We start from the raw sequence: 21,854 nt of genomic DNA, 5'->3' as shown, positions 1-21,854 counted from the left end.
CCAGCGACCCTGGCTAGTCGGGGGCGTTGACCATCGACGCCGCCGCGTACGTCAGGTACTTCCACAGCGTCGCCTCGTGGTCCTCCGAGAGGTCCAGGGAGTCCACCGCGTCCCTCATGTGCTTCAGCCACGCGTCGTGCGCCGCCCTGTCCACTGTGAACGGCGCGTGGCGCATCCGCAGGCGCGGGTGGCCCCTGTTGTCGCTGTACGTCGTCGGGCCGCCCCAGTACTGCATCAGGAACAGCGCCAGGCGCTCCTCCGCCGGGCCCAGGTCCTCCTCCGGGTACATCGGCTTCAGGATCGGGTCCCGCGCCACGCCCTCGTAGAAACGGCGGACCAGGCGGCGGAAGGTCTCCTCACCGCCGACCTGCTCGTAGAAGGTCTGCTGCTGGAGTGTGCCGCGCCGGATCTCATTCACGCCTCCCATGGTCTCAGATCGGGGGGACCAGGACTCGGGGCCTAGGACCTCCTCTGTTCGCCGGGGGCGCTGTTCCGGGTCACAGTGGAGGGATGGGCGTACGGGAACTGGTACGGGTCGTCGAGGAGAGCGGGGTGTTCTCGGGGGAGCCGCTGTGGCGGGACGCGTTTCTGGCCGTGCCCCGGCATCTGTTCGTGCCGTACTTCTACGTCGCCGGGGCGGGCGGGTACCGGCGGGTGTGGAAGGAGGACCCCGATCCGCGGGTGCGGGAGCGGTGGTGGCGGGGGGTCTACGAGGACGTGCCGCTCGCCACGCGGGTGCGGGACGGGGAACTCGTCTCGTCCAGCAGCCAGCCGTCGCTGATGGCCCTGATGCTGGTCGCCCTGGGGGTGCGGGACGGGGACCGGGTGCTGGAGGTGGGGGCCGGGACCGGGTACAACGCCGGGCTGCTCGCGCATCGGCTGGGGGACCGGGGGGTGGTGAGCGTCGATCTCGAGCCGGAGATCGTGGAGTCCGCGCGGCGGCATCTCGCCGATGCCGGGTTCCGGCCTTCCGTCGTGGTGGGGGACGGGGCTCGGGGGGTGCCCGAGGGGGCTCCGTACGATCGTGTCGTCGCGACCTGCGGGGTTCGTACCGTGCCTGAGGCATGGGTGCGGCAGTGCCGGGTCGGGGGGCGGATTCTGGTGCCGCTCGCGTCGGGGCTGGTGTCGCTGCGGGTGGTGGGGGAAGGGCGGGCCGAGGGGAGGTTCTTGAGTACGCCGGCTTATTTCGTGCCGCTCAGGGGGGTGGGGGAGCGGCGGGAAGAGGCGGAGGTGCAGGGGGAGGAGGGGTTTCGGTTCATGGTTGGGCTGGTGGGGGAGGGGGAGGAGGCCTACGAGGTGTGGGAGAGGGAGGGGCGGCCTGGGCGGGAGCGGTTCGGGGTGAGTGTGGTGGGTGGGCGGGTTCGGGCTTGGCTGGATTCGCCGGAGGGGCCGTATTCGTGGGTGCTGCGGTGATGCCTACGGGGGTGGTGGGTTCGGTGGTGTGGCGGCTGCGGGTGCGGTGTGGTTGTTCGCGCCCACGCGGCGGCAGCCGCAGATCGATACAGCCCCGCGCCCCTGAAAAAGACGCGGCTGATGCCGGTTTTCGGCAACAGCCACGTCTTGTGTACAGAAACTATTTTGTTCAGCCGCGCCTGATCGTGATCGTCGTCCAGGCGCCTACGTGGACCCGGTCGCCGTCCTGCAACGGGACCGGGACGAAGGGCTGGATCGGTTCCTCGCCGTTGTTCACCGTGGTGCCGTTCGTGGAGTTCTGGTCCACCACCGCCCAGGTGCCGTCCGGTTGCTGGACCAGGACCGCGTGCTGGTGGGAGACGCCGGGGTCCTCCGGGGGGACCGAGAGGTCTATGTCCGGGGTCTCGCCCGTGGAGTGGCGGCGGCGGCCGATCGTCACCTGGTTGCCCGTGAGGGTGCGCTGCTGTTCCGGGGAGTACGCCGGGAGGTTCAGGCCTGCCGCCTCGGGGCCCGAGCGCTGCATCATCGCCATGAAGTAGTCGCGGTCGGGGCCCACCGTCGCCGTCCAGGTGGCGCCGGGGGCCGAGCCGGGCTGGGGGTAGCCGTAGCCGCCGCCGGGGGTGCCGGAGGTCGGTGGGGAGATGACCCAGTCGTCCTCGGCGCCGCCGAACGCGGGGCCGGGCGGGGTGCCCGGGCCGGGCTGGTTGCCCTGCTGGGGGAACCTCGGCGGGGCCGTCGCGCCTGCCTGTTGGAACGCCTGGGGGGAGCCTGCTGTGCCGGGGCCGCCGGGGCCCGGGCGTGAAGGGTCGCCGAAGGGGTTGGGGGCGCCGGGGCCACCGGGGCCGCTCTGGCCTCCGGGACCGCCCTGGCCACCCGGTCCACCGGGCGCGCCGAATCCGCCGGGGGCGCCCGCCGGGTTGCCGTCGCGGCCGGGGAACTGGCCGCCGGGGCCCGGGCTCGTGGTGTCCCGGCCGCTGAACAGTCCTGCGGGGGCGCCGGAGCCGCCACGGCCGGTTCCCTCGCGTCCGCCGAAGGGGCCGCCGGGGCCGTTGGGGTCGGAGGCTTCGCGTCCGCCGAAGGCACCGGCTCCACCGGGGCCGGTTCCCTCGCGTCCGCCGAAAGCGCCCGCTCCGCCCGGGCCGGTTCCCTCGCGTCCGCCGAACGGCCCGCCCGGACCGTTCGGGTTCGACGCCTCGCGTCCGCCGAAGCCACCGGCTCCGCCAGGTCCGCCGGTCCCCGGCGACCCCTCCCGGCCCCCGAAGGCACCGGGACCGGTCGACCCTGGGGCCCCCGTCGCCGTACCGGCGTCGCGGCCGAAGCCGCCGCCCGAAGTCGGCGGGGGGCCTCCCGGCCGTCCGCCGAAGGGCGGTGCGCCGGCGGAACCCGAGGGCTCGCTGCCGAAGGGAATCGGTTCGGCGGGACGGTTCACGCGGGACGGGCTGGAGCCCTGGTAGTCGAAGGAGTCGCCGCCGCCGAAGGAGGGCGAGGGGTAGCGCGCGCCGGCCGGACCACCGGCGCCGCCGGGGCCCTCGGGTGCGCCGGAACCGCCGGGCCCACCGGAACCGCCAGGCCCACCGGGGCCGCCGAAGTTGCCGGGGCCACCGGTCGTGGGCGGACCGCTGTAGCCGCCACTGGGCGCACCGGAGCCTTCGGCCCCGCCGAAGTCACGAGCCCCACCGGGACCGCCTGAGCCGGGGCCGCCGAAGTCACCCGCGCCGGGTCCGCCCCGTCGGCTGGAGTCCCCGAAGCCACCGGGTCCCCCGGAACCGCCGAAGCCGCTGCCGCCACCGGGTCCGCCAGAGCCGCCGGGCGCGCCGGAGCCGCCGGGACCGCCGAAGGCACCCGAGCCGCCAGGACCACCGGAACCGGGACCGCCGGAGCCGGGGCCACCGAAGTCACCCGCGCCAGGCCCGCCCCGTCGGCTGGAGTCCCCGAAGCCACCGGGCCCCCCGGAACCGCCGAAGCCGCTGGACCCGCCAGGTCCACCGGGAGCCCCAGGCCCACTGGGCCCGCCGGGCCCGCCAGGACCCCCAGGCCCTCCGGGTCCGCCGAAGCCCCCCGCTCCTCCCGCCCCTCCGAACCCGCCGCCCGGCGAGTTCGACGGGCGGGGTGCGGCCGGGGTGTACGACGTGGCCGTGTTCGTCAGGAAGTTCCACCGGCACTCCTCGCAGAACGGCGCGCCCCCTTCGCGGGGCGTCCGGCACTGCGGGCACAGCTCGGCCTCCTGGCCGGGTACGGCGGAGAGGTGGCGCCCGCCACCGGGGCCTCCGCCCGCGCCGGGACCGCCGGGACCATTGGGCTGGCCCGGCGGAGGAGGGAAGCCGTATCCGCCTGGCGGCGGAGGCGGGGGTGGCGGCGGAGGTACGGCACCGGCCATGCGGTGACCGCAGACCTCGCACCAGTCGTCGGAACCCGACTGGTGTCCGTTCGGGCAGGTCGGCATGTCGGCGCGTCCCCCTTTCCTTACCTGTGTCGCTCGGTGTCGGTCCGTGTCACTTCTTTACACGAACAGTCTTTGTGGACCGGGTTTCGAGAGTCATCTCGTCGGCCTCGGCGACCTTCGCCTTCAACCGCACAGTACCTGTCGTGGCATCGACCACGTCCACCACCTTCGCAAGCAGTTTCGCAGTATCCGCGTTCCCCGAGACACTCGCGAGCTGGACGGCCCGGCCGAGTTTGGCCGTCGCCCCGTCCATATCGCCCGCTTTGCGCAAGTCCAGCCCCTGTTGGATGACTTGGGCGAGTTCGGCCTGTCCGGTGTAGTGCGCGACCTGCGGATTGATGGACGTGGAGGCGGTCATGTCGTCGGTCCACACGGCCCTCACCAGCCCTTGCGCGCCGAGGTTCCGCACCGATCCGTCCGCCTGCGGTACGACGAGCGAGACGCGGGCGGCGAGCATCTCCTGACCGAGTCCGGCACCCGGCACCTCCACGCAGACGTGGTAGTCGCGGGACTCGTCTCCCCAGGATCCGGTGGGGTAATCCCCGGACCGGGGACCGGACTCGGTACGCCGCGAGGTCAACTCCTCCACGGTCGGCGCGACTTGCTTGACGAACTTGACCGTCGTGCCGACCGGCGTCCACAACCGCAGGGCCACGTCGGCGACTTCCTTGCCCATCGCCGTCTCCATCATGTGCGTGAAGTCGGCGGAGAGGCCCGCGGGGTCGGCGACGATGTCGGCGCTGCCGAGCAGGGCGGAGGCGATGCCTGTGACTTCTTTCACTTCCCAGTCGGTGCCGACGCCGCGCGCGTCACACGTGAACCGACCCGCGCAGTGGTCGAGGGTCGCCCGGAGCGCCTCGGGCTCCTCGTGCTCGTTGCGCCCGTCGGTCAGCACGATGCCGTGCCGGATCGCGACGTCCGCCGAGGACAGCAGCTGCTCCGCGAGCCGCAGCCAGGTCCCGATCGCCGTACCGCCCCCGGCGCTGAGCCTGCGCAGCGCCTGCTTGGCCTGCTCGCGGGTGGTCGCGTCGGCGACGGCGAGGCGCCCGGCGCCGGGGTACACCTCTTTCGCGACGTGCGTCCCGGCGATCACCGCGAAGTGCACGCCGTCGCGTACGGCGTCGATCGCAGCGGCCGTCGCCTCGCGGGCGCCGCGCATCTTCGTCGGCGGGTAGTCCATCGACCCCGAGCAGTCCACCATGATCGCCACGGCGGCGGAGGGGCCCTGTGCCGGTGAGTAGAGGTGCGGCGAGGTGACCGCGCCGCCGATCGTGCCGCCGCCGGTCGAGGTGACCGTGACGATCGCGTTCACCTCGCGACCGCCCTCGGGCAGGTACTCGTTCTGATAGACGTCCACCGCGAATTGCGGCACGTTGGATTTCGAAAAGTTGGCCATACCGCTCAAATCCCCCTGTGAACACAGCACATGACTGAGGTGGACCCGGCCCCCACCGGGTACCCGCCTCGGACCGATACCTCAGACCGATCCTGCCCCCATCGCCGCCGCCGGGAACGGCACGACCGCCACTGTTACGTTGTCGTGGCCCCCACCGTCCAGCGCGTGACCGACCAGCACCCGCGCGCTGTGCAGCGGACGCGCCGCCGCGTCGAGCGGCAGCACCCGCGCCATCTCCTCCGCCGCCTCGGCGTAGTTCCACAGCCCGTCCGTGCACACGACGACCACGCCGGGCCGGTCGGGCTTGAACGACGCGGTGTGCGGCTCCAGTTCGTACGCGTCCGCGCCGAGCCACCCGGTGATCGCGTGGGCGCGCTCGTCGGCGTACGCCTCGGCCTCGTTCATCAGGCCCGCGGCGACCATCTGCGCGGCCCACGAGTCGTCCTCGGTGAGCCGGGCGGCCGGCGCCGAACGGTCGGCGGGCACCCAGTACGCGCGGCTGTCGCCGACCCAGCCGACGACCAGGAGGCCGGGCGTCACGACCGTACCGACGATCGTGCAGGCCGGGGCGTTCTGGTGCGGGGAGTGCTCGCGGGCGCCGCCGTCCTCGTCGGCCAGCGCGTTGACCGCGCGCGCGGCGGCCACGATCGCGTCGTGCAGGGCCTGTTGGGGGTGCGTGCCCTGCGGGAGCGCCGCGAGGACCGTGTCGTGCGCGGCGCGGGCGGCGGCCTCCGAGGCGTCGTCCGGGCGGGTCGCCGAGGAGACGCCGTCGCAGACGATCGCGACGCTCGCCGGGGCGCCGTCCGGCAGGACGGCCGTACCGACCGCGAACGCGTCCTCGTTGCGGTGGTGGCGCAGCCCCCGGTCGCTGACGGCGGCCAGCGGGCCGGACTCGCGTTCCATGTGGTCGCGTTCGCGGGGCTGGGCGTGGCCGCAGTTCTCGCAGTAGCCGTCGCCGTCGACGCGGCCCGCGCGGCAGGCGACGCAGACCTGCTGAGCCGCGGCGGCCTCGGCGGCGGCGCGCGGGTCGGGGGCCTGGAGGGGGTACTCCTCGGGCTCCGGCGTCTGCGGGTGGTCCGGCGTCTGCGGGTGGTCCGGTGTTTGTGGTCGGTCCGGAGTCTGTGGGCGGTCGAAGCGGACGCCCGAGCCGTTCAGGGGCAGCGTCGGATGGTCGTCCGGGCGTGGCGGCACGGCCGACAGGTCGTATCCGCACGCGCCGCAGTAGCGGTCCCCCGACTCCAGGGGCTCCGCGCAGCTCGGGCACGTCGGCAGGGCTGCCGTGGGGGGCGTGTGCGGCGGGGGCATCTGCGACATCAACTACACCCATGTCCGGGGGCGGTAACGGTTGGCTCGTTCCACCAGGTCGATCCTCTCCTCACCGGCGGTGGCCAGCCGGGCCAGCGCGCGGTACGAGCGCTCCAGGCCGAAGCGCAGGCCCCGCTCGTCGAGGGCGCTGCCGAGCAGCGTCCGCGCGGGCGCCGGGTCGCTGCCCCGGCCCCCGGAGAGTACCCAGTCGAGGGCGCTGCCGAGGACTTCCGCCGACAGCCGCTCCCGCCGTTTCGGGTCAAGGCCGTACGCGTCCAGCGCCTCGACCTGCGCCGCCGCGGCGGTGAGGTCCTGGAGGAAGGGTACGTCGCCGCTGCCCGCCGTCCGCTGCCGCAGCCGCGCGCGGACCGCCGCGACCCGCGCCGCCGTGTAGTGGATCGACGACTCCGGCACGGATTCGAGGGTGCGTACGGCGCCCGCGCGGTCGCCGGCGGCGAGGCGTACGCGGGCCAGTCCGAACGCGGCGCTGACATAGCCCGGGTCCGTCGTCCACACCAGGCGGTAGTACTCCGCCGCGTTGTCCAACTGGCCCAGCACCTCCGCGCACAGGCCCAGCGCCAGCTTCGGCGCCGGTTCGCCCGGGAACGCGTCGTAGATCGCGTCGAAGGCCAGCGCCGCGCTCTCGTGGTCGCCGGTGACGAGCGAGGCGAGGCCGCGGTACCAGACGACCCGCCAGTCGTCCTCCCGCTCATTCTCCAGGGCACGCAGGGCAGTTGTGGCCGCTGAGGTGTCGTTCATCTCCAACCAGGCTCTGACCTGCCGGAGTTGCGTCTCCACCGAGGGGTTCGGTACGGCCTCCAGGGCAACGGTCAGTTCACCGGGGGCCGTTGCCGAAAGCCCGGCCAGGAAACCGGCGTTGGGGTCGGTGGGGTCGACCAGGGGAGTGGGGAGGGCGAGGGACGCGGTGGGGGCGTCGGCCGGTTTCACGAGGGTCGTGGGGGTGGGCGGGGGAGTGGGTGCCACCGGTGCCGGGGGGAGCACGGTGTTCCTGGGCCCCGAGGGGCTCGCCGCGCGCGTCGGGTCGCTCGAAATCTCCGTCGCTGTGGGGCTGTTGACGAACGTCGTGACGGCCGGGCTCGCGACCGCCGGGGGCAGGCTCGCCGTCACCGGCACCGGCACGGCCACCGCCTTCGGCGTCAACATCCGCGTGAAACGGCCCGACTTGACCGTGCGCGCCCCCGACCGCGAGACCTCGCCGTCCAGTCGGGGGAACAGCTCGGTGTCGGTGACGCGGATCTCCGGGCCGAAGAGGGTGGACAACGCCGGTCGCGCGCGGCCGGTCTGGATCGAGACCACCTCCCGCAGTACGCCGGTGAGTTGCTCGGCCATCTCCTGCGCGGAGGCGAACCGCCGGGCCGGGTCGGGGTCGGTGGCGCGGACCAGGAGACGGTAGAAGGACTCGTACGTGCGGAAGACCTCGATGTGGTCGGGGTCGGGCAGGGAGTCCGCGAAGACCGTCGTGTAGCCCTGGAAGTCGAAGGTCAGGACGGCCAGCGTGCGGCCGACCGTGTACAGGTCGCTGGCCACCGACGGGCCGGCCTCCGCGACCTCCGGCGCCTGGTAGCCGACCGTGCCGTAGATCGCCGACTCGTCGTCGTCCATCCGGCGCACTGCGCCCATGTCGATCAGCTTGAGCTGGTCCTCGGACTGGATCGCGTTGTCGACCTTGAAGTCGCAGTACAGCAGGTTGCGGCTGTGCAGGTGCCCGAGCGCCTCCAGCGCCTCGATGCCGTACGCGCACGCCTGCTCCACCGGCAGCGGATCCCGCCGCCCGTCCGGGGCGCGGCGCGAATTCGCTATCTCCTTCAGGGACTTGCCGCCCACGTACTCCATGACGATGTACCCGTCGAGGGAGCCGGTGCGCTGGTCGAGGTGCTCGACGAAGTTGTAGATGCGGACGATGTTGGCGTGCTCGATCTCCGCGAGGAAGCGCCGCTCGGAGATCGCCGCCTCCATCGCGTCCTGGTCGCCGGTGTCCAGCAGGCCCTTCAGCACCACCCAGCGGTCCGACACCGCGCGGTCCACGGCGAGGTAGACCCAGCCGAGCCCGCCGTGCGCGAGACACCCGGCCACCTCGTACTGGCCGTGCACGACGTCCCCGGCCTTCAACTTCGGTACGAAGGAATAGGGGTGACCGCACTTGGTGCAGAACCCCTCGGTCCGCCCCACCCGCTCGCCGCGTGAACGGCCCACGGGCGCACCGCAGTCGGAGCGCGAACAGAACCTCTTGCGCTCCGGCACCTCCGGGTCGTCCAGCACCATCGCGCGCGGGTCCGGCTTCGGGACCTGCGGCACCGAGACCAGGCCCACACCGAGCCGCGCCCGCCCCGACGAGCCCGCCGAAGCGCCCGAACTGCGCACCGACACCGAGCGGTTGGAGGCGTTGCCCGACAGCGAGCGCGAAAGGCGGCCGGAGACCGAGCGGCGGGACCTGGACGACTGGGAGGAGGTGGACGACGGGGACGGCGCGATGCCGCTCGTGGCGGGCGAGCCGACCATGCCGGTCGCCGACACCACCGGCGCCAACCCGCAGGTGTCGCAGTACAGTTCGCCGCCGCCGACGTCCTCGTACGCGCCCTCGCACCCCGGACGCTGGCAGCTCTGGCCGGCCTGACTCATGACGTACCCCCAGTCCGCTGGTCCTTCGGCGCCGCCAGCAGCTCAGCCGCCAGCCGCTGATACCGCAGGACCGCCTGCTCCGCGACCCGCAGATCGCAGGGCGCGCTCCACAGCATCCGGCGCGCCGCGTCGTACCGCTCGATGAGGAACGGGTCCTCGGCGAGCCCGAGCCGCGCCACCTTCGCCTTGTACGCGTCGAGCCGCCCGCGCAGCTCGGCGCGGATCGCGAGCGGTGCCGTCACCGCGCCCAACTGCTCGCGGGCGCGCTCCAGTTCGTCGTCCGCCTGCTGCTCAAGGGACTCCAGCAGCGGGGAGAGCCGGTGCCACTGGCCCTGCCTGCGGTACTCGGCCGCCGCCGCCAACTGCTCCTGGAGCGCCGTCGGCGGGCCGCTCACCACCGGGACCTCGGTCGCCGCGATCTTCGCCAGGACCTCGCCGCGGGCCGACCTCGCCTCGGCGAGGGTGCGGTCGGCGCGCGAGAGGACGTCCCTCAGCCGCACGAGACGCTGCTCCGCGTCCTGACGGACCGTCAGCACCGCGTCGATCTCCCGGCGCACGTCCTCCAGGGCGCGCGCCTCGCGGTCGTACACCGTCGTGTCCGGACGGCCGCCGCCCGGCGCCGAACTCCCTTTTGTGGGAACCCAGTAGGCCAGCGGGTCGGACACCACCCGCGCCCGCAGGTCCGTCAGCGTGCGGGTGATCTGCTCCAGGTCGTCGCCCGAGGGGTGCTCGCCGGGGCGGACGCCCACCGAGTGCGCCAGCTGGCGGGTGCGCTGCAACTCCGCGGCCAGTAAATCGATCCGTGCCGGGAGCGCGGACCAGACGGCGTCCGCCGCCACCACCAGGTCCAGGGACGAGGCGTACAGGTCGTTCATGCGGTCCACCAGGGCCGCCAGCGAGAAGTGCTCCGCCAGGACGCCGGTGCCCGCCACGGATATCGGTTCGCCGCGCAGGAGTTCCGTCAGCTCGGCCAGGTCCTCGCGGGAGGACCAGCGGCGCCGCGAGCGGATCTCCCGGGCCGAGCGCAGGGCGTCCGTGTACGCGTCGAAGTACGTCCACAGCAGGGATATCGCGGTGTCGGCCGCGGCCCAGCGCTCGCGCGTGACGCCGGTCAGCTCCGCGCCCTCCAGCAGACGCCGGCCCGCGTGGTCCTGGAGCGCGAGCAGGGAGGTCTCGATCGCCTCGTGCTCCTGGCCGAGCCGCGCCAGCGCACGGTCCACCTCGTCCCGGTCCATCACCGGACCAGGGGGTCCCGCGACGCCCATCGATCACCTCTTGTCGTTGCTGCCGGAGTTGCTGCCGGGGGTGGTTGCTCTGTGCGGTCGATCTTCCCTGTCCGTGTGGTCGTCTAACGGGTGCGCAGATAGACGGGGTTGGTCGGCAAGTACGGTGCGAAGTCGTTGCCCATCGTCGGGGACAGCCACTTCTTGTACGAGGTCTGCCAGCCGCCCGAACGGTACTGCGCGAGAACCTGGTTGACCCTGCTCACCAAGTCGTTCGCGTCCAGCTTCATGGCGACGCCGTAGTACTCGGTCGTGAACGGCCTGCCCTTCAGCTCGACCGTCGGGTCCTGGGCGGCCTGACTCGCGGCGAGGGCGCTGTCCGTGATGACGGCGTCCGCCTCACCGAGCTGGAGCCGTACCAGGCAGTCGAGTTGGTTCGGGACGACGAGGGCGGTCGCGCCCTGCTTGTCCGCCTCGAACTCCGTCTCCGCGATCGAACCCGACGCCACACAGACCTTCTTGCCCGCGAGGCTCTTGTCGAAGCCGGTGATCCCCAGCGCGGCCTTCGGCGCGAGAACCTGCTGGCCCGTCCTGAAGTACGGTGCGGAGAACGCGACCTGCTCGATCCGCGCACAGTTGATCGTCATGGTCCGCACGACCATGTCGACCTCGCCCTTCTGGATGGCGTTGATCCGCTCGTTCGTCGGAATCGCCCTGAACTGGACGGCGCCCGGGTCCCCCAGGATGTTCCCCGCGATCTCGTGCACCAGGTCGATGTCGAAACCCTCGAGCGCCGCCCTGGTGTTGTTCGGGTCGCGGTAGCCCCAGCGGTAGCTGTTCTGGTCGACGCCGACGATCAGCTTGCGCTGCGCCCCCGTCCGCGCCTTGATCTTCGCGATCGTCGGGCCGTCCGCGGTGGAGGGGCGCAGCGTCTGCGCCTCCGGGTTCGCGCAGGTCTCCGCTGCGGCCCCGGCCGTGTCCGCGACCGGCTGCGTCCCTCGACCCTCCCGGTGTCCCCGCGCCAGCGGCAGCAACAGGGCGACGGCCAGCACGAGTACGCCGACGACGGCCGCCATCACGCCGACTCCGCCCCAGCCCTTGCCCCTGCCCGGCATGGATCCTCCCCTGCTCATCGGAACTCCGACAGTCTGCGGCCGATGCCGAGCACGGCGCCCGCGGCGGCCAGGACGGCGAGGACACCGGCGCCGAGGGGGAGGCCGGAGAAGGCGCCCCGGCCGTCCCTGGCGGCCTGCTTGAACTCCGACTGCTCGTGGGAGATGGCCAGTTCGAGGCTCTTGTCGACGGCGCCGAACGAGTCGTCGGTGGTCTCGCCGGAGCCCACGACCTGCTTCAGGGCGACCTCGTAGTCGCCGTTCTCGTCCGCCTCGCGGGCCTCGGCGTGGCGCGACTTCCACTCGTTCACGCTCTGCCGGGCCGAAGCGACCGGCGTCCGGCCGGACTTGTCGTCCGCGAGGGTCTCCGCCCGGGTGAGCCCGGAGACCAGCCGGCCCATCTCGTCGCCGTACTCCACGTCGTACTTGTCCTTCGTGTCCTTCCCGACCTTCGTGGTCTCCGCGCCGCGCGCGATCAGGGTCAGGTTCTCGTTCCCCCGCGCCTTCAGCGCCGCGATCCGCGCGTCGTGCAGCACCGTCAGCGAACGCACCCCGTGGTCGTACGAGGCGGTCAACTCCGCGCGGGCCACGCTGTGTCCGACGACCAGCCACAGCAGGACGACCGTCGTCGCGCCCGCCGCCGCGACCAGGCCGTGGCTCAACACCCGGTTCGTACGCCGGTATTCACGCACCTGTGCGGCGCCGAGAGCGGCCAGCGCGAGGACGCCGAGCGTCAACGCGGCCCAGGGGTACGGCTTCGCGGCCGCGTAATCCGCGTCGAGGCGGTCGTTCTCCTGCGCGTAGAGGCTGTGCGCCGCCTCCAGCATCTCGTCCTGCATCTTCTGGTTGGCGTACCGCAGATAGGCGCCGCCGACCGGGAAACCCATGCGGTTGTACGTACGCGCCCGCTCCACCAGGCCCTTGTACACCGGCAACGCCGTGTTCAACTGCGTGATCGCCGCCGCCGACGCGGAACCCTCACGCGCGCTGCCCGCGGCCTTCACCAGCTTGCGCGCCGCCGCGTCGATGTTCTCCTCGTACGTCCGCCGGGCCTCGGGCGTCTCCTGGCCGCCCGCCAGGAACGCGCTCGACGCGGCCGTGTTCGCCTCCGCGAGCGCGCGGTAGATGTCCGCCGCGTCACTCGTCAACGGCTGGCTGTTGTACAGGACGTCGTCGGCCGCGTCCGAACGGTCGGTCATCTGCCACGCGGTCACCGCGCCGAACGCCACGACCAGCACCGCCAGCACCGCGCCGATGATCCGCAGCCGTCCCGGCTCCGTCGTCGCCGCGCGCCTCAGCCGTTCGGTGTTCTCCGCCCACGCCGTTCTCCGACCGCCCACATCCGGCCGATTCCCCACTGCCGACCCCCCCCGTGTCCCGTCCGCGCCGCAAGTATCACCGCCCCGAGGCTCACCGCGCACCGGACTTCACTGGATCTTGATCGGTTCGTGTCACCACCTGCGCATGAACCTTCTGCCCATGAATACGCGGGGAGCGTGTGTTCGGTTCCTTATGGGGGTCTCCGGGTCTTCGGGGACTGCCCCGGGGTACCGGCCCCCCTTCCACGGCCACATCACCACCGACGAAGGCGACCTCCTCGTCCTCCACGACGTTCAACTTGCCCCGCCTGGCGGGGGTTCGACCTCAGCGGGAGTTCGGGGGGTGGGACGTGTATCGGGCCCGTGTTTCCGGCAAGGGCGGAGTCACTGACGTACCTTGGGGCGATTCGTAACGGCGTTGAGGGCTCGTGCGGTCCGTGTTCCGACGAGGTGTCCGCACCGGCAGAACCGGGAGCGGGCGACTTTCGACACCAGGTTCCACAAGTCGCCAACTCCCGCGGATTCCCCGTCCGAAACGCCGTCGGCTCGCCTTTCAAGGGGAGTGTTCTTCACCGGTTCCGGCAGATATCAGTCCATGGGGTCAAAGACTCTGGGCATCCTGTGTCCCGACCTGTCCGAGTCAGTGCCCACTCAGTTCATCGCCGCAGCATGGGCAGACCGTGTCCTCGTCGGACCAACCGGGCTCCCCGAAGGGGTACTCGCCGTCGTCGGCGTCGGCAGTCTCCCGCTCGGGGTGGCTTTCAGGGGTGGACGTCATTGCTGTCATTCCTTCCACGATGGTCGTACGTACCCCCCTCGCCCCGACACGTCCGCGCACGGTGTCCTCCCGGCGTCACCCCACGGTCGCGTTCTCCTTCGCCGGGGCGGAAGAGACGGGGGCGGGGGCGGCGGGGGTGTTCCCGCCGAGGTCCTTCAGACGGAGCGCGGGCTGTTCGACGAGGTGCCAGGACGCTGCGGCGAGCGCGACGGTGAGCACCATGGTCAGCGCGAAGTAGACAGGGAGCCCGAAGCGGGGGACGTCGAGGACGGCGAGCGTCTGCTGGACGAGGAAGCCGTAGATGTAGATGCCGTACGAGTAGTCGTTGCGGGCACCGATACGGCGGAACGGAGCGGGAAGCCGGATGGCGAGCCACACGAGGGCGTACGCGAAGGCCGGGACCCCGACGACGAAGAAGTACCCGAAGTGCAGACTGCCGAGCATGACGACGAGGGCGACGACACCGAGCGCGTCGCTGACGGGTACGCGCTCCTTGTACAGCTCGATCAGCATTCCGAGGGAGAAGGCGAAACCGAGGTAGATCATCCAGACCGGCGTGACGAAGCCGATGCCGGGCAGCTCGACGGCATGGAAGTAGCGCGCGTCGTACGCACCGGCCCAGAACCGCTCGTCGATCGCCTGCCGGATGACGAGCCAGCCGAGAAAGGCCGTGAGCAGGAGTACGGCGCGCCGGGCGCGCGTGAGGACACCGGTGACGGCGAGGACGGCGACGACGACGTAACACAGGGCCTCGTGACGCAGCGTCCACAGGGAGCCGTTGAAGGCGGCGTTGTGGGTGACGCCGGCGACGCGCTGATGCTGCATCAGCCCGGCGATGTCGTACTGCCGGGTGGCGATCAGCCAGTTGGCCTTCACGTGCGCGACGAGCCCACCGGGGCCGTTCAGCCCGGCGAAGGTGGAGTGGACTTTCCAGTACAGCAGCGGTGCGACGACGAGTACCGTCACCGCCAGGCAGACCCAGAACCCGGGCAGGATCCGCAGTGCACGGTGCCACAGGAACCGGCCGACCGGGAGCCGTGCGCCACTGCGCGCGACCAGGATTCCGGAGAGGACGAAGAAGCCGTACACCGCGAGTTTGCCCAGATCCGTCTGGCCGCCGGTGAAGGTGTGGCCGAACTCCTTGCCGCCGTATCCGAGAACGCGGGCGTGGGACGCGACCACCGCGGTGGCCAGCACCAGCCGGAGCAGCCCCAGGCTGTTGTTGCGTCCCCTGAGCAGTTCGGCGACGGTGCCGTGCGACCAGCGCGGCGTGAATGTGAAGGTACGGGTCCCGACCTGGACCTGACGGGTGGGCCTGCCTGACAGGTCGGTTCCGGATATCACGAAGTGTTCCCCATGGGTCGCGGGCTACGGACAAGGGAGCACAGACACAGGTGACGAAAGAGATGCTTCCCCGGGTCCCCACCCTCAGCGGCCGCCGACAGGGCCACTCCCCTTACAGAGAGGGAGACCCTAACAAAATACAAAGTGAAAACAAAGTCATCACATGGTTGACGCCAAGCGTGCTCGCCAAGGTGGTGATGTTTGATACATTTCGTCCCATTTGGTGATGGGTGAGTAAAAGGCACTTTTTCTTTGCTTACGTTTTGCGAAGGCTTTGTTTTTGCCCTCCCCTTTGTTAATCTCGATTTCCACAGGGGGGCTGCCTCGGTCATGGCCGAGTTGACGAGATTTCACGCCAGAAGGCCGAAATCCACCACAAGTGACGTGCGTCACTTCGTCTTGTTTCTTTCGTTCGGACCGTCGCCTTCTTTCCTCTTTGTTCGATCGATCGAACAACCTCCTCTGTGTTCTTCACCGTTCCCTACACGGAGGGATTCTTCGTGATTTCCAGACCTCTCGGACTGCTCGGTGCCGCGCTCGTCGGTGCTGTCACTCTGGCCGGCGTCGCCACCTACGCGGTGGCCACTCCGGCCACCGCCGGGCGGACCACCGTCGACGGCGCCCCGCCCGTCGTCGTGGAGGACTTCTCGTACCCCGACGCCGCCAGGATCAAGGCCGAACAAGGCATCACCCTCAAGCGCGGCGACGGCAGCATCACCCTGACCACCTGCGACAGCGCCGCCACCAACCAGATCCAGGTCTGGACCCGGGAGAGCGCCGACGGCAGGTTCTGCTTCCGTTCCACCGCCTCCACCGGCTGGCTCACGCTGGAGGTCCCCGAGGTCTACGCGCTCGCCACCGAAGCCCGCGCGGTCCGCGCCGAATTGAGCGCCGAGGGGAAGAGCCAGACCGTCAACGTCGCCAAGGGTGAATTCAAGGGTGTCGGCGAGGGAGTCGGCACTGCACCGACCGTCCTGCTCGAACTCCGCGTCACGGGCTGATTCGCCCGCCTTTCCTCGGCGTGAGCGCGCTCGGCCGCGCCGCCGAGTCGATCCAGCACTTTTTCAGCGGACATCACAGAAAGTTTTCCATGCGCCGTACCCCATCACGTCTGCGTACCACTGCCCTCGTCACGACTTCGATCGTCGCCGCCTCCCTGTGCACCAGCACCCAGGCCACAGCGCTCGGCGGGGACTCGGTGACCGCGGCGTCGTATGCGTTCACTGCGAAGCTCGCGATCGGTGACACGTTCCGTTCCTGTACCGGCACTCTGGTGAACGCGCAGTGGATTCTCACCGCGAGCAGTTGTTTCGCCGCCGACCCCTCGGCGGGTTTCACGGTCGCTGCGGGCGCGCCGAAGTGGAAGACGACCGCGACCGTCGGCCGTACCGATCTGACGACCACGGCCGGTCAGGTCAGGGACGTCGTGGAGCTGGTCCCGCACGCGGACCGTGATCTGGTGCTGGCCCGGCTCGCCACCCCCGTGCGCGGTATCACCCCGCTGCGGGTCGGTGCGACCGCGCCGACGGCCGGTGAGCAGCTGAAGGGCACCGGTTACGGGCGGACCAAGGACACCTGGGTGCCGAGCACGCTGCGTTCGGGCGCGTTCACGGTCAACCGTGCGGACGCGACCGAGCTCCAGATCGACGGCACCCCCGTCTGCAAGGGCGACACCGGTGCGCCGGTCTTCCGGGAGAAGGACGGCCTGCTGGAGCTTGCGGCGGTGACCACCGCGTCCTGGCAGGGCGGCTGCCTCGGTGTCACCGAGACCCGTACCGACGCTCTCGCCACCCGTGTCGACGACCTCGCCGCCTGGGTGAGGCAGTCCACCGCCTCGACGCTGACCCCGTGGCGTCTCCAGATGGTCACCGTCGCGAACAAGGACCTCTTCCACACGGTGCGCGACAGCAACTGGGACTGGTCGGCGTTCGGTGACGTCGAGCGGGCTGCCGGCGGCATCGGGGACATCGCGCAGGCCTCCGACGCGGCCGTCAGCGGCACGAACACCGTGCTCGCGCTCGGCGCGGACGGTGTCGTGTACGAGGCGAAGCGCAACCCCAACGGCACCTGGGTCGCCTTCCGTCCCCTCACCGGCGAACTCGGCGCGCTGACCGGGCTGAAGAAGATCGCCGTGACCTCCACCGGCTCCGCCCTGGGCCTGGTCGCGATCACCGGCAGCCGCGTCCACCACGCCGTGCGCGACGCCTCCGGCACATGGTCCAAGTGGGGCGACGTCACCGCCGCGGTCGGAACCCTCGCCACCCCCACCGACATCACCGTCGCGAAGGTCGGCGACACCACCCACGTCGGTGTCATCGCCAACAACGGCAAGGCCTACCACACCATCCGCGGCACGGACGGCACCTGGGGCACCTGGGGCGAGATCACGAAGGTCTCCGGCGCGCCGGCCACTGTCCGGTCGATGGCGTTCTCCGGCACCAGCACCGCCGACCTCCAGGCCGTCCTCGTCGAGCCCACCGGGACCGTCCGCCACGTCGCCCGCATCGCCGACGGCACCTGGACCTCGTTCGGCAACCTCACCGGCGTCCTGGGCACCGGCCCGGTGACCGCCGTCGATGCGACCACCGTGGACAACGAGTTCCACACCGCGGTCATCCGCGACGGCCGCATCCTCCACACGATCCGCCACACCGACGGCACCTGGGAACCCGCCGACACACCCCCCGCCGCCCCGGCCAACCCCACCTCCCTCGCCCTCACCGGCAGCTGGAACTGACCTTGGACAGGGCTCCGGCTCGCTTGGCGGGCCGGAGCCGCCTCATGAAGCGGAGAGGGTGTCGTTTCTTGACGAGAAGAAAAAACAAATCGACAAAGCTTCTTCCGGAAGGAGCTGCCGTAGTTCGGCGCGGCAAAGTGAGGCAGTCGGCCACAGCACTGTGCCTCTCGCTGCTCGTAGCCCTCCTGGCCGGGCTCATATCCGGCGTACCCGCCGCAGCGGTGGACGATCCGTCCGAACCCGAGCCGACGGGCCTGGAGCACATCCCGCCGACGGACCGGGGCAAGGTCCTCGAACTCTGGAAGACCGGGGGACCCGGTACCCGTGCGGCGGCCGAGGTCGCTCTCACCGGTACCGACACGGACGTCCGCCGTTTCCTGGACCAGGAAGCGGCGGTCGCTCAGCTCAGCGACGACCGGGTCGGCACCGTACAGATCCTCTCCATGGGCGGGCGCGCGGTGCGCGAGGCCGCCCGGACGGCGCTCGCCGGCACCCCGCAGCAGCTGACGGCGTTCCTCAAGGACGGCTGGCAGAAGCCGCTGGAGGAGGACCAGCGGGTCCAGGCCGCGCAGGTCGTCTCCTTCGGCGGGCGCGAGGTGCAGGCCAAGGGCCGGGCGGCCTTGAACGGGACCATCCAGGACGTCCGGGTATTCCTGAACGACGGCCAGTACACGGCCCGCGACAGTGACGACCGCGTCGCCCTCGTGCAGATCATGAGCACCGGCGGCCAGGCCACCCGCGAGGCGGGTCGGGCAGCGCTGAGCGGCACGGTGGACGACGTACGGGAGTTCCTCGCCGTCGGCCAGTACATCGCCCGCGCACGTGACCAGGAACAGGCGACGATCGCCGACCTCGCGCAGCAGGCGACGGAAGCGGGACGGCAGGCGGCCAAGGAGACCGAGGCCGCCAAGGAGGCTTCGGCCAGGGCGATCGAGGCCACGCAACTCGCCAAGGAAGCCGCGCAGAAGGCGGCCAAGGAGACCGAGGCCGCCGGCGCCGACGCCCGGCGGGCATCGAGCGCGGCCGGACGCGCCGCCGACGCGGCCCAGGGCGCGGCGCGCGCGGCCGAGCAGGCCATCGCCTCGGCAGCCGCCGCCAACACCTCCGCACGCATCGCCGCCAACGCCGCCTCCCAGGCCGCTTCGGCCGCCGCCGCGGCTGCCCAGGCCGCGTCGCAGGCACGCACCGCGGCAGCGGACGCGGCGACCGACGCGACCAAGGCGGACGCCGCGAACCAGGCCGCGCACAAGGCCAGGGACGCCGCGAGGGGCGCCAGGACAGCCGCCATCGCCGCCGACTTCGCAGGCCAGGCCGCCGCCGAGGCGGGCGACGCGGCGCAGGCCGCCATCAGCGCCGGAGCCAACGCGGATGCCGCCGCAGCCGCGGCGACCGCCGCGAGCGGACACGCGGGTGTGTCCGACGCCGAGGCCCAGCGGGCGCGGACCGCAGCCGCCGACGCCCGTCGGCACGCCGCGAACGCCACCAGCGCGGCGAACACCGCGCAGGCGCTGGCGAGCCGGTCGGCCAAGGCCGCTTACGAGGCACGGGACGCCGCCAACTCGGCCGCCGTACATGCCGAGAACGCCGCGACGGCCGCGGAGGAGGCCGCGAAACACGCCGGCGATGCCGCGAAGGCCGCCACGGAGTCCACCAAGCACGCGAACGCGGCCACCGCCGCTGCGAACGTGGCCACCGCCGCCGTCGCCACCGCGCGCAGGACGTTCGACCTGGCCCGGGAAGCCGAGACGGCCGAACTGGCCGCCCGCAGCGCGCAGTCGACGGCCCGTGCCGAGTACGTCAAACAGCTGACCGCTGAGCGCGAGGCGCGCGGCAAGGTCCGCGCCGAAGAGGCGAAGGCGAAGGACGCCGAGGCCGCCGCCCTCGCCGAACAGGCCGCGCAGCCCGGTGTGGACGTGGCCGAGGCCGCGGCCAAGGGCCGCAAGGTCGCGCTGCACATCGCGTCGACGCGCGGCCCGTGGAGTGTCACCGCCGCCGAGGTCGCGCTGGCGGTCCCGGACGGGCAGGTCGTCGAGTACCTGCGGACGGGACTGAAGCAGGCCGAGGAGCAGGACGCGTACGGCCGGGTCCTCCAGTTGGCCACCGACGCGGAGTCAGCCGCTGTCCGTACCGCGGCCGAGACCGCGCTGGACGGCGACGCCGTCTCGATCCGCGCGTTCCTGGCCACCGGCCAGCACACGGCGGCTGCCCACGACTACCGCATCGAGATCACCGGGCTCATCGACGGCGCCGGTCCAGGGGTGACGGAGGCCGGGCGCGCTGTGCTCGACTCGAACTCCACCGACCGGATGCGCCAGTTCCTCACCACCGGCTACTTCACCGCGCGTACCGACGACGAGCGGGTGCGGGCCGTGCAGTTGATGGAGAACGGTGGCGCCGAGCTCTCTGCCGCCGCCAAGGTCGCCCTGGCCGGGCCGCCGGATGTACTGCACGCGTTCATCAGCGTCGGGCAGTACGCCGCTCAGCGCGCCGACTTCCTGACGGCGACCCATGTGGCTCGTGTCCAGCGGCTGATCTCGGGTGCGGCCCGCGTCTCGGCGACCGCTCAGCAGAACGCGGCTCTCGCACAGAAGGTCGCCGCCGAGGCCCGCAAGGCGGCGTCGGAAGCGGCTGGGTACGCCCAGCAGGCCGCCGCGTCCGCCAAGCAGGCGGACGAGTACGCCGCCCAGGCCCGCGCATCGGCCACCGCCGCCGAGAAATCAGCGGCCCAGGCGGCAGCTTCCGCCCGCACGGCCCGCACGGCCGAGGCGAACGCCCACGCCGCAGCCCGCCGGGCGAGCAACTCCGCCGCCCAGGCCACCGCTTCGGCCGCCGCTGCCCAGGGCTCCGCCGGCGCTGCCTGGGAAGCCTCGAACGAGGCACGTGCCTCGGCGAACGCTGCGGGTAAGTCGTCGACGGAGGCGCGAGCGGCCGCCGACGACGCGTACCGGGCCGTCACGACCAAAATCCTCCAGGAGATCCAGGAAACCCTCCGTAACGCCGAGTATCGGCGAGATGTGGCGGAAGCCCAGGCACTTGAGGATGCGCTGGCCGATCTTGCGGCTGGCGACGAGAGCAGTTGGTGGGATTACGTCGCCACCGGCGGTCACCTGCTCCTGGATGCCGCCGGTATGATCCCCGCCGCAGGTGAGGCGTTCGACCTCATCAACTGCGGCTGGTACGGCGCTGAGGGAGACGCCCTCAACTCCGGCCTGTCGTGCGCGGCGGCGGTTCCTGTCGTGGGTTGGGGCGCGACAGGAGGTAAGTGGGGCAAGAATGGATTCTCGGCGATCGAGGCATTCTCGAAGTCGATGCGGGCCGATGGGAAGGTGCCGCATGTCTGGTCATCCACCAAGAAGCGGAACAATTCTCAGAACGCCGCGTACCACTGGAAAAAGCACAAGGCAGAGTTTCCGGAACTGTCCTCCATGTCGGAATATGTCGAACTCGCCCACCGGTACAGTTCAATCGCTCGGGATGCCATTAAAAATGGCAAGTCGACTCCCGATTTCCGCGTCTATCAGCAGAACGGTGGCGCGGTCGCTATATTTGACAACAATAGTAAGTCGTGGGCCGCTTTCACCTCGGACGGTGTTCCTCAGACTATGTACAAACCTGCCCCCTTCCATCCGATCGATAATCCGAATGGCTACACCACCACCTTGGAGGATTGGCTCGACGATGTTCATCGCGGAACGGAGCTCAAATGATGGAATCAGAGATTGTCGGAACCTCGCGAGAGGCTGATCAAAGCTTGGAAGAAACAGTTTGCCGTATCTGTGGCCGAGACGAAGGGGATATTCTCCGGGACCGGTACGGCGTACCCCAGTACGTAATCTGCGACTGCTGTGGCAATGAGTCGGGAATTGGTGACGACGATTTGTTCCAGGTCCGGCAACTTCGCGGCCTATGGGTGGCCAATGGTGCCCGTTGGGACGAACCCAGTAGCCGTCCAGAGAAGTGGGACTTGCTGGAGCAGATGAAGAACCTTCCAGCCGAGTGGCGGTGACCAGCTCTGCTGGATGTGCGCTCCTTCTCTGGGGTGCACATCCAGCAGATGAGTGCGTAGAGCTCGTAACACGATCTTGTTGAAGTGTCCTGGTTGGGCGTGACCGATGTGAGGATTCGGCCGTTCGGGATGGTGTGA

14 protein-coding genes are annotated in these 21,854 nt (G+C 71.0%); 4 read left to right on the top strand and 10 right to left on the bottom strand.

Going from position 1 to position 21,854, the window contains the following annotated elements; all coding sequences use genetic code 11:
- Window positions 1–13: 13 nt before the first annotated feature.
- Window positions 14–427 carry a globin gene (locus PV682_RS18380; protein ID WP_319731099.1) on the bottom strand — a complete coding sequence of 138 codons (414 nt, stop codon included), beginning with the start codon at window positions 425–427 and terminating at the stop codon, window positions 14–16.
- 83 nt (window positions 428–510) lie between these two features.
- Between PV682_RS18380 and PV682_RS18375 the strand changes: the two genes are divergently transcribed.
- Window positions 511–1,413, top strand: coding sequence for a methyltransferase domain-containing protein (locus PV682_RS18375; RefSeq protein WP_319731098.1), 903 nt, complete (start codon window positions 511–513; stop codon window positions 1,411–1,413).
- Between the two features lie 169 nt (window positions 1,414–1,582).
- Here the strand turns inward: PV682_RS18375 and PV682_RS18370 are convergent, their stop codons facing one another.
- The 9 genes from PV682_RS18370 to PV682_RS18330 form a co-directional block, all read right to left on the bottom strand.
- Window positions 1,583–3,856, bottom strand: coding sequence for an FHA domain-containing protein (locus PV682_RS18370; RefSeq protein ID WP_319731096.1), 2,274 nt, complete (start codon window positions 3,854–3,856; stop codon window positions 1,583–1,585).
- A 49-nt stretch (window positions 3,857–3,905) separates the two neighbouring features.
- Complete coding sequence (locus PV682_RS18365) at window positions 3,906–5,252, bottom strand: vWA domain-containing protein (RefSeq protein WP_319731094.1); 1,347 nt, start codon at window positions 5,250–5,252, stop codon at window positions 3,906–3,908.
- A gap of 81 nt (window positions 5,253–5,333) precedes the next feature.
- On the bottom strand, window positions 5,334–6,566 hold the full coding sequence (locus tag PV682_RS18360; RefSeq protein WP_319731092.1) for a PP2C family serine/threonine-protein phosphatase: 1,233 nt from the start codon (window positions 6,564–6,566) through the stop codon (window positions 5,334–5,336).
- Window positions 6,567–6,569: 3 nt separating this feature from the next.
- Window positions 6,570–9,197: a serine/threonine-protein kinase gene (locus PV682_RS18355; protein ID WP_319731090.1), complete on the bottom strand. Its 2,628-nt coding sequence runs from the start codon at window positions 9,195–9,197 to the stop codon at window positions 6,570–6,572.
- The gene (locus tag PV682_RS18350; protein WP_319731088.1) at window positions 9,194–10,462 is read right to left on the bottom strand and encodes a coiled-coil domain-containing protein; all 1,269 of its coding nucleotides are present in this window, start codon (window positions 10,460–10,462) and stop codon (window positions 9,194–9,196) included. Before PV682_RS18350 ends, PV682_RS18355 begins: the two co-directional genes overlap by 4 nt.
- 83 nt (window positions 10,463–10,545) lie before the next feature.
- The gene (locus PV682_RS18345; RefSeq protein ID WP_319731086.1) at window positions 10,546–11,553 is read right to left on the bottom strand and encodes a glutamate ABC transporter substrate-binding protein; all 1,008 of its coding nucleotides are present in this window, start codon (window positions 11,551–11,553) and stop codon (window positions 10,546–10,548) included.
- Entirely contained in the window at window positions 11,550–12,872 is a 1,323-nt protein-coding gene (locus tag PV682_RS18340; protein WP_319731084.1) for a hypothetical protein, read from the bottom strand. Before PV682_RS18340 ends, PV682_RS18345 begins: the two co-directional genes overlap by 4 nt.
- A gap of 619 nt (window positions 12,873–13,491) precedes the next feature.
- A complete protein-coding gene (locus PV682_RS18335; RefSeq protein ID WP_319731082.1) occupies window positions 13,492–13,629 on the bottom strand; it encodes a hypothetical protein in 138 nt (45 codons plus the stop codon).
- 75 nt (window positions 13,630–13,704) lie between these two features.
- Entirely contained in the window at window positions 13,705–14,973 is a 1,269-nt protein-coding gene (locus PV682_RS18330; protein ID WP_319731080.1) for an acyltransferase family protein, read from the bottom strand.
- Window positions 14,974–15,473: 500 nt separating this feature from the next.
- Between PV682_RS18330 and PV682_RS18325 the strand changes: the two genes are divergently transcribed.
- From PV682_RS18325 to PV682_RS18315, 3 genes are all read left to right on the top strand, one after another.
- Entirely contained in the window at window positions 15,474–15,974 is a 501-nt protein-coding gene (locus tag PV682_RS18325) for a hypothetical protein (RefSeq protein WP_319731078.1), read from the top strand.
- 89 nt (window positions 15,975–16,063) lie between these two features.
- A complete protein-coding gene (locus PV682_RS18320; RefSeq protein WP_319731076.1) occupies window positions 16,064–17,710 on the top strand; it encodes a S1 family peptidase in 1,647 nt (548 codons plus the stop codon).
- Window positions 17,711–17,847: 137 nt separating this feature from the next.
- Window positions 17,848–21,417: a hypothetical protein gene (locus tag PV682_RS18315; RefSeq protein ID WP_319731075.1), complete on the top strand. Its 3,570-nt coding sequence runs from the start codon at window positions 17,848–17,850 to the stop codon at window positions 21,415–21,417.
- The last annotated feature ends 437 nt before the right edge of the window (window positions 21,418–21,854 follow it).

This window comes from Streptomyces niveiscabiei (assembly GCF_033794345.1).
GTDB classification, from domain to species: Bacteria; Actinomycetota; Actinomycetes; order Streptomycetales; family Streptomycetaceae; genus Streptomyces; species Streptomyces niveiscabiei.
This window is presented reverse-complemented; position numbering and strand designations above follow the sequence as displayed.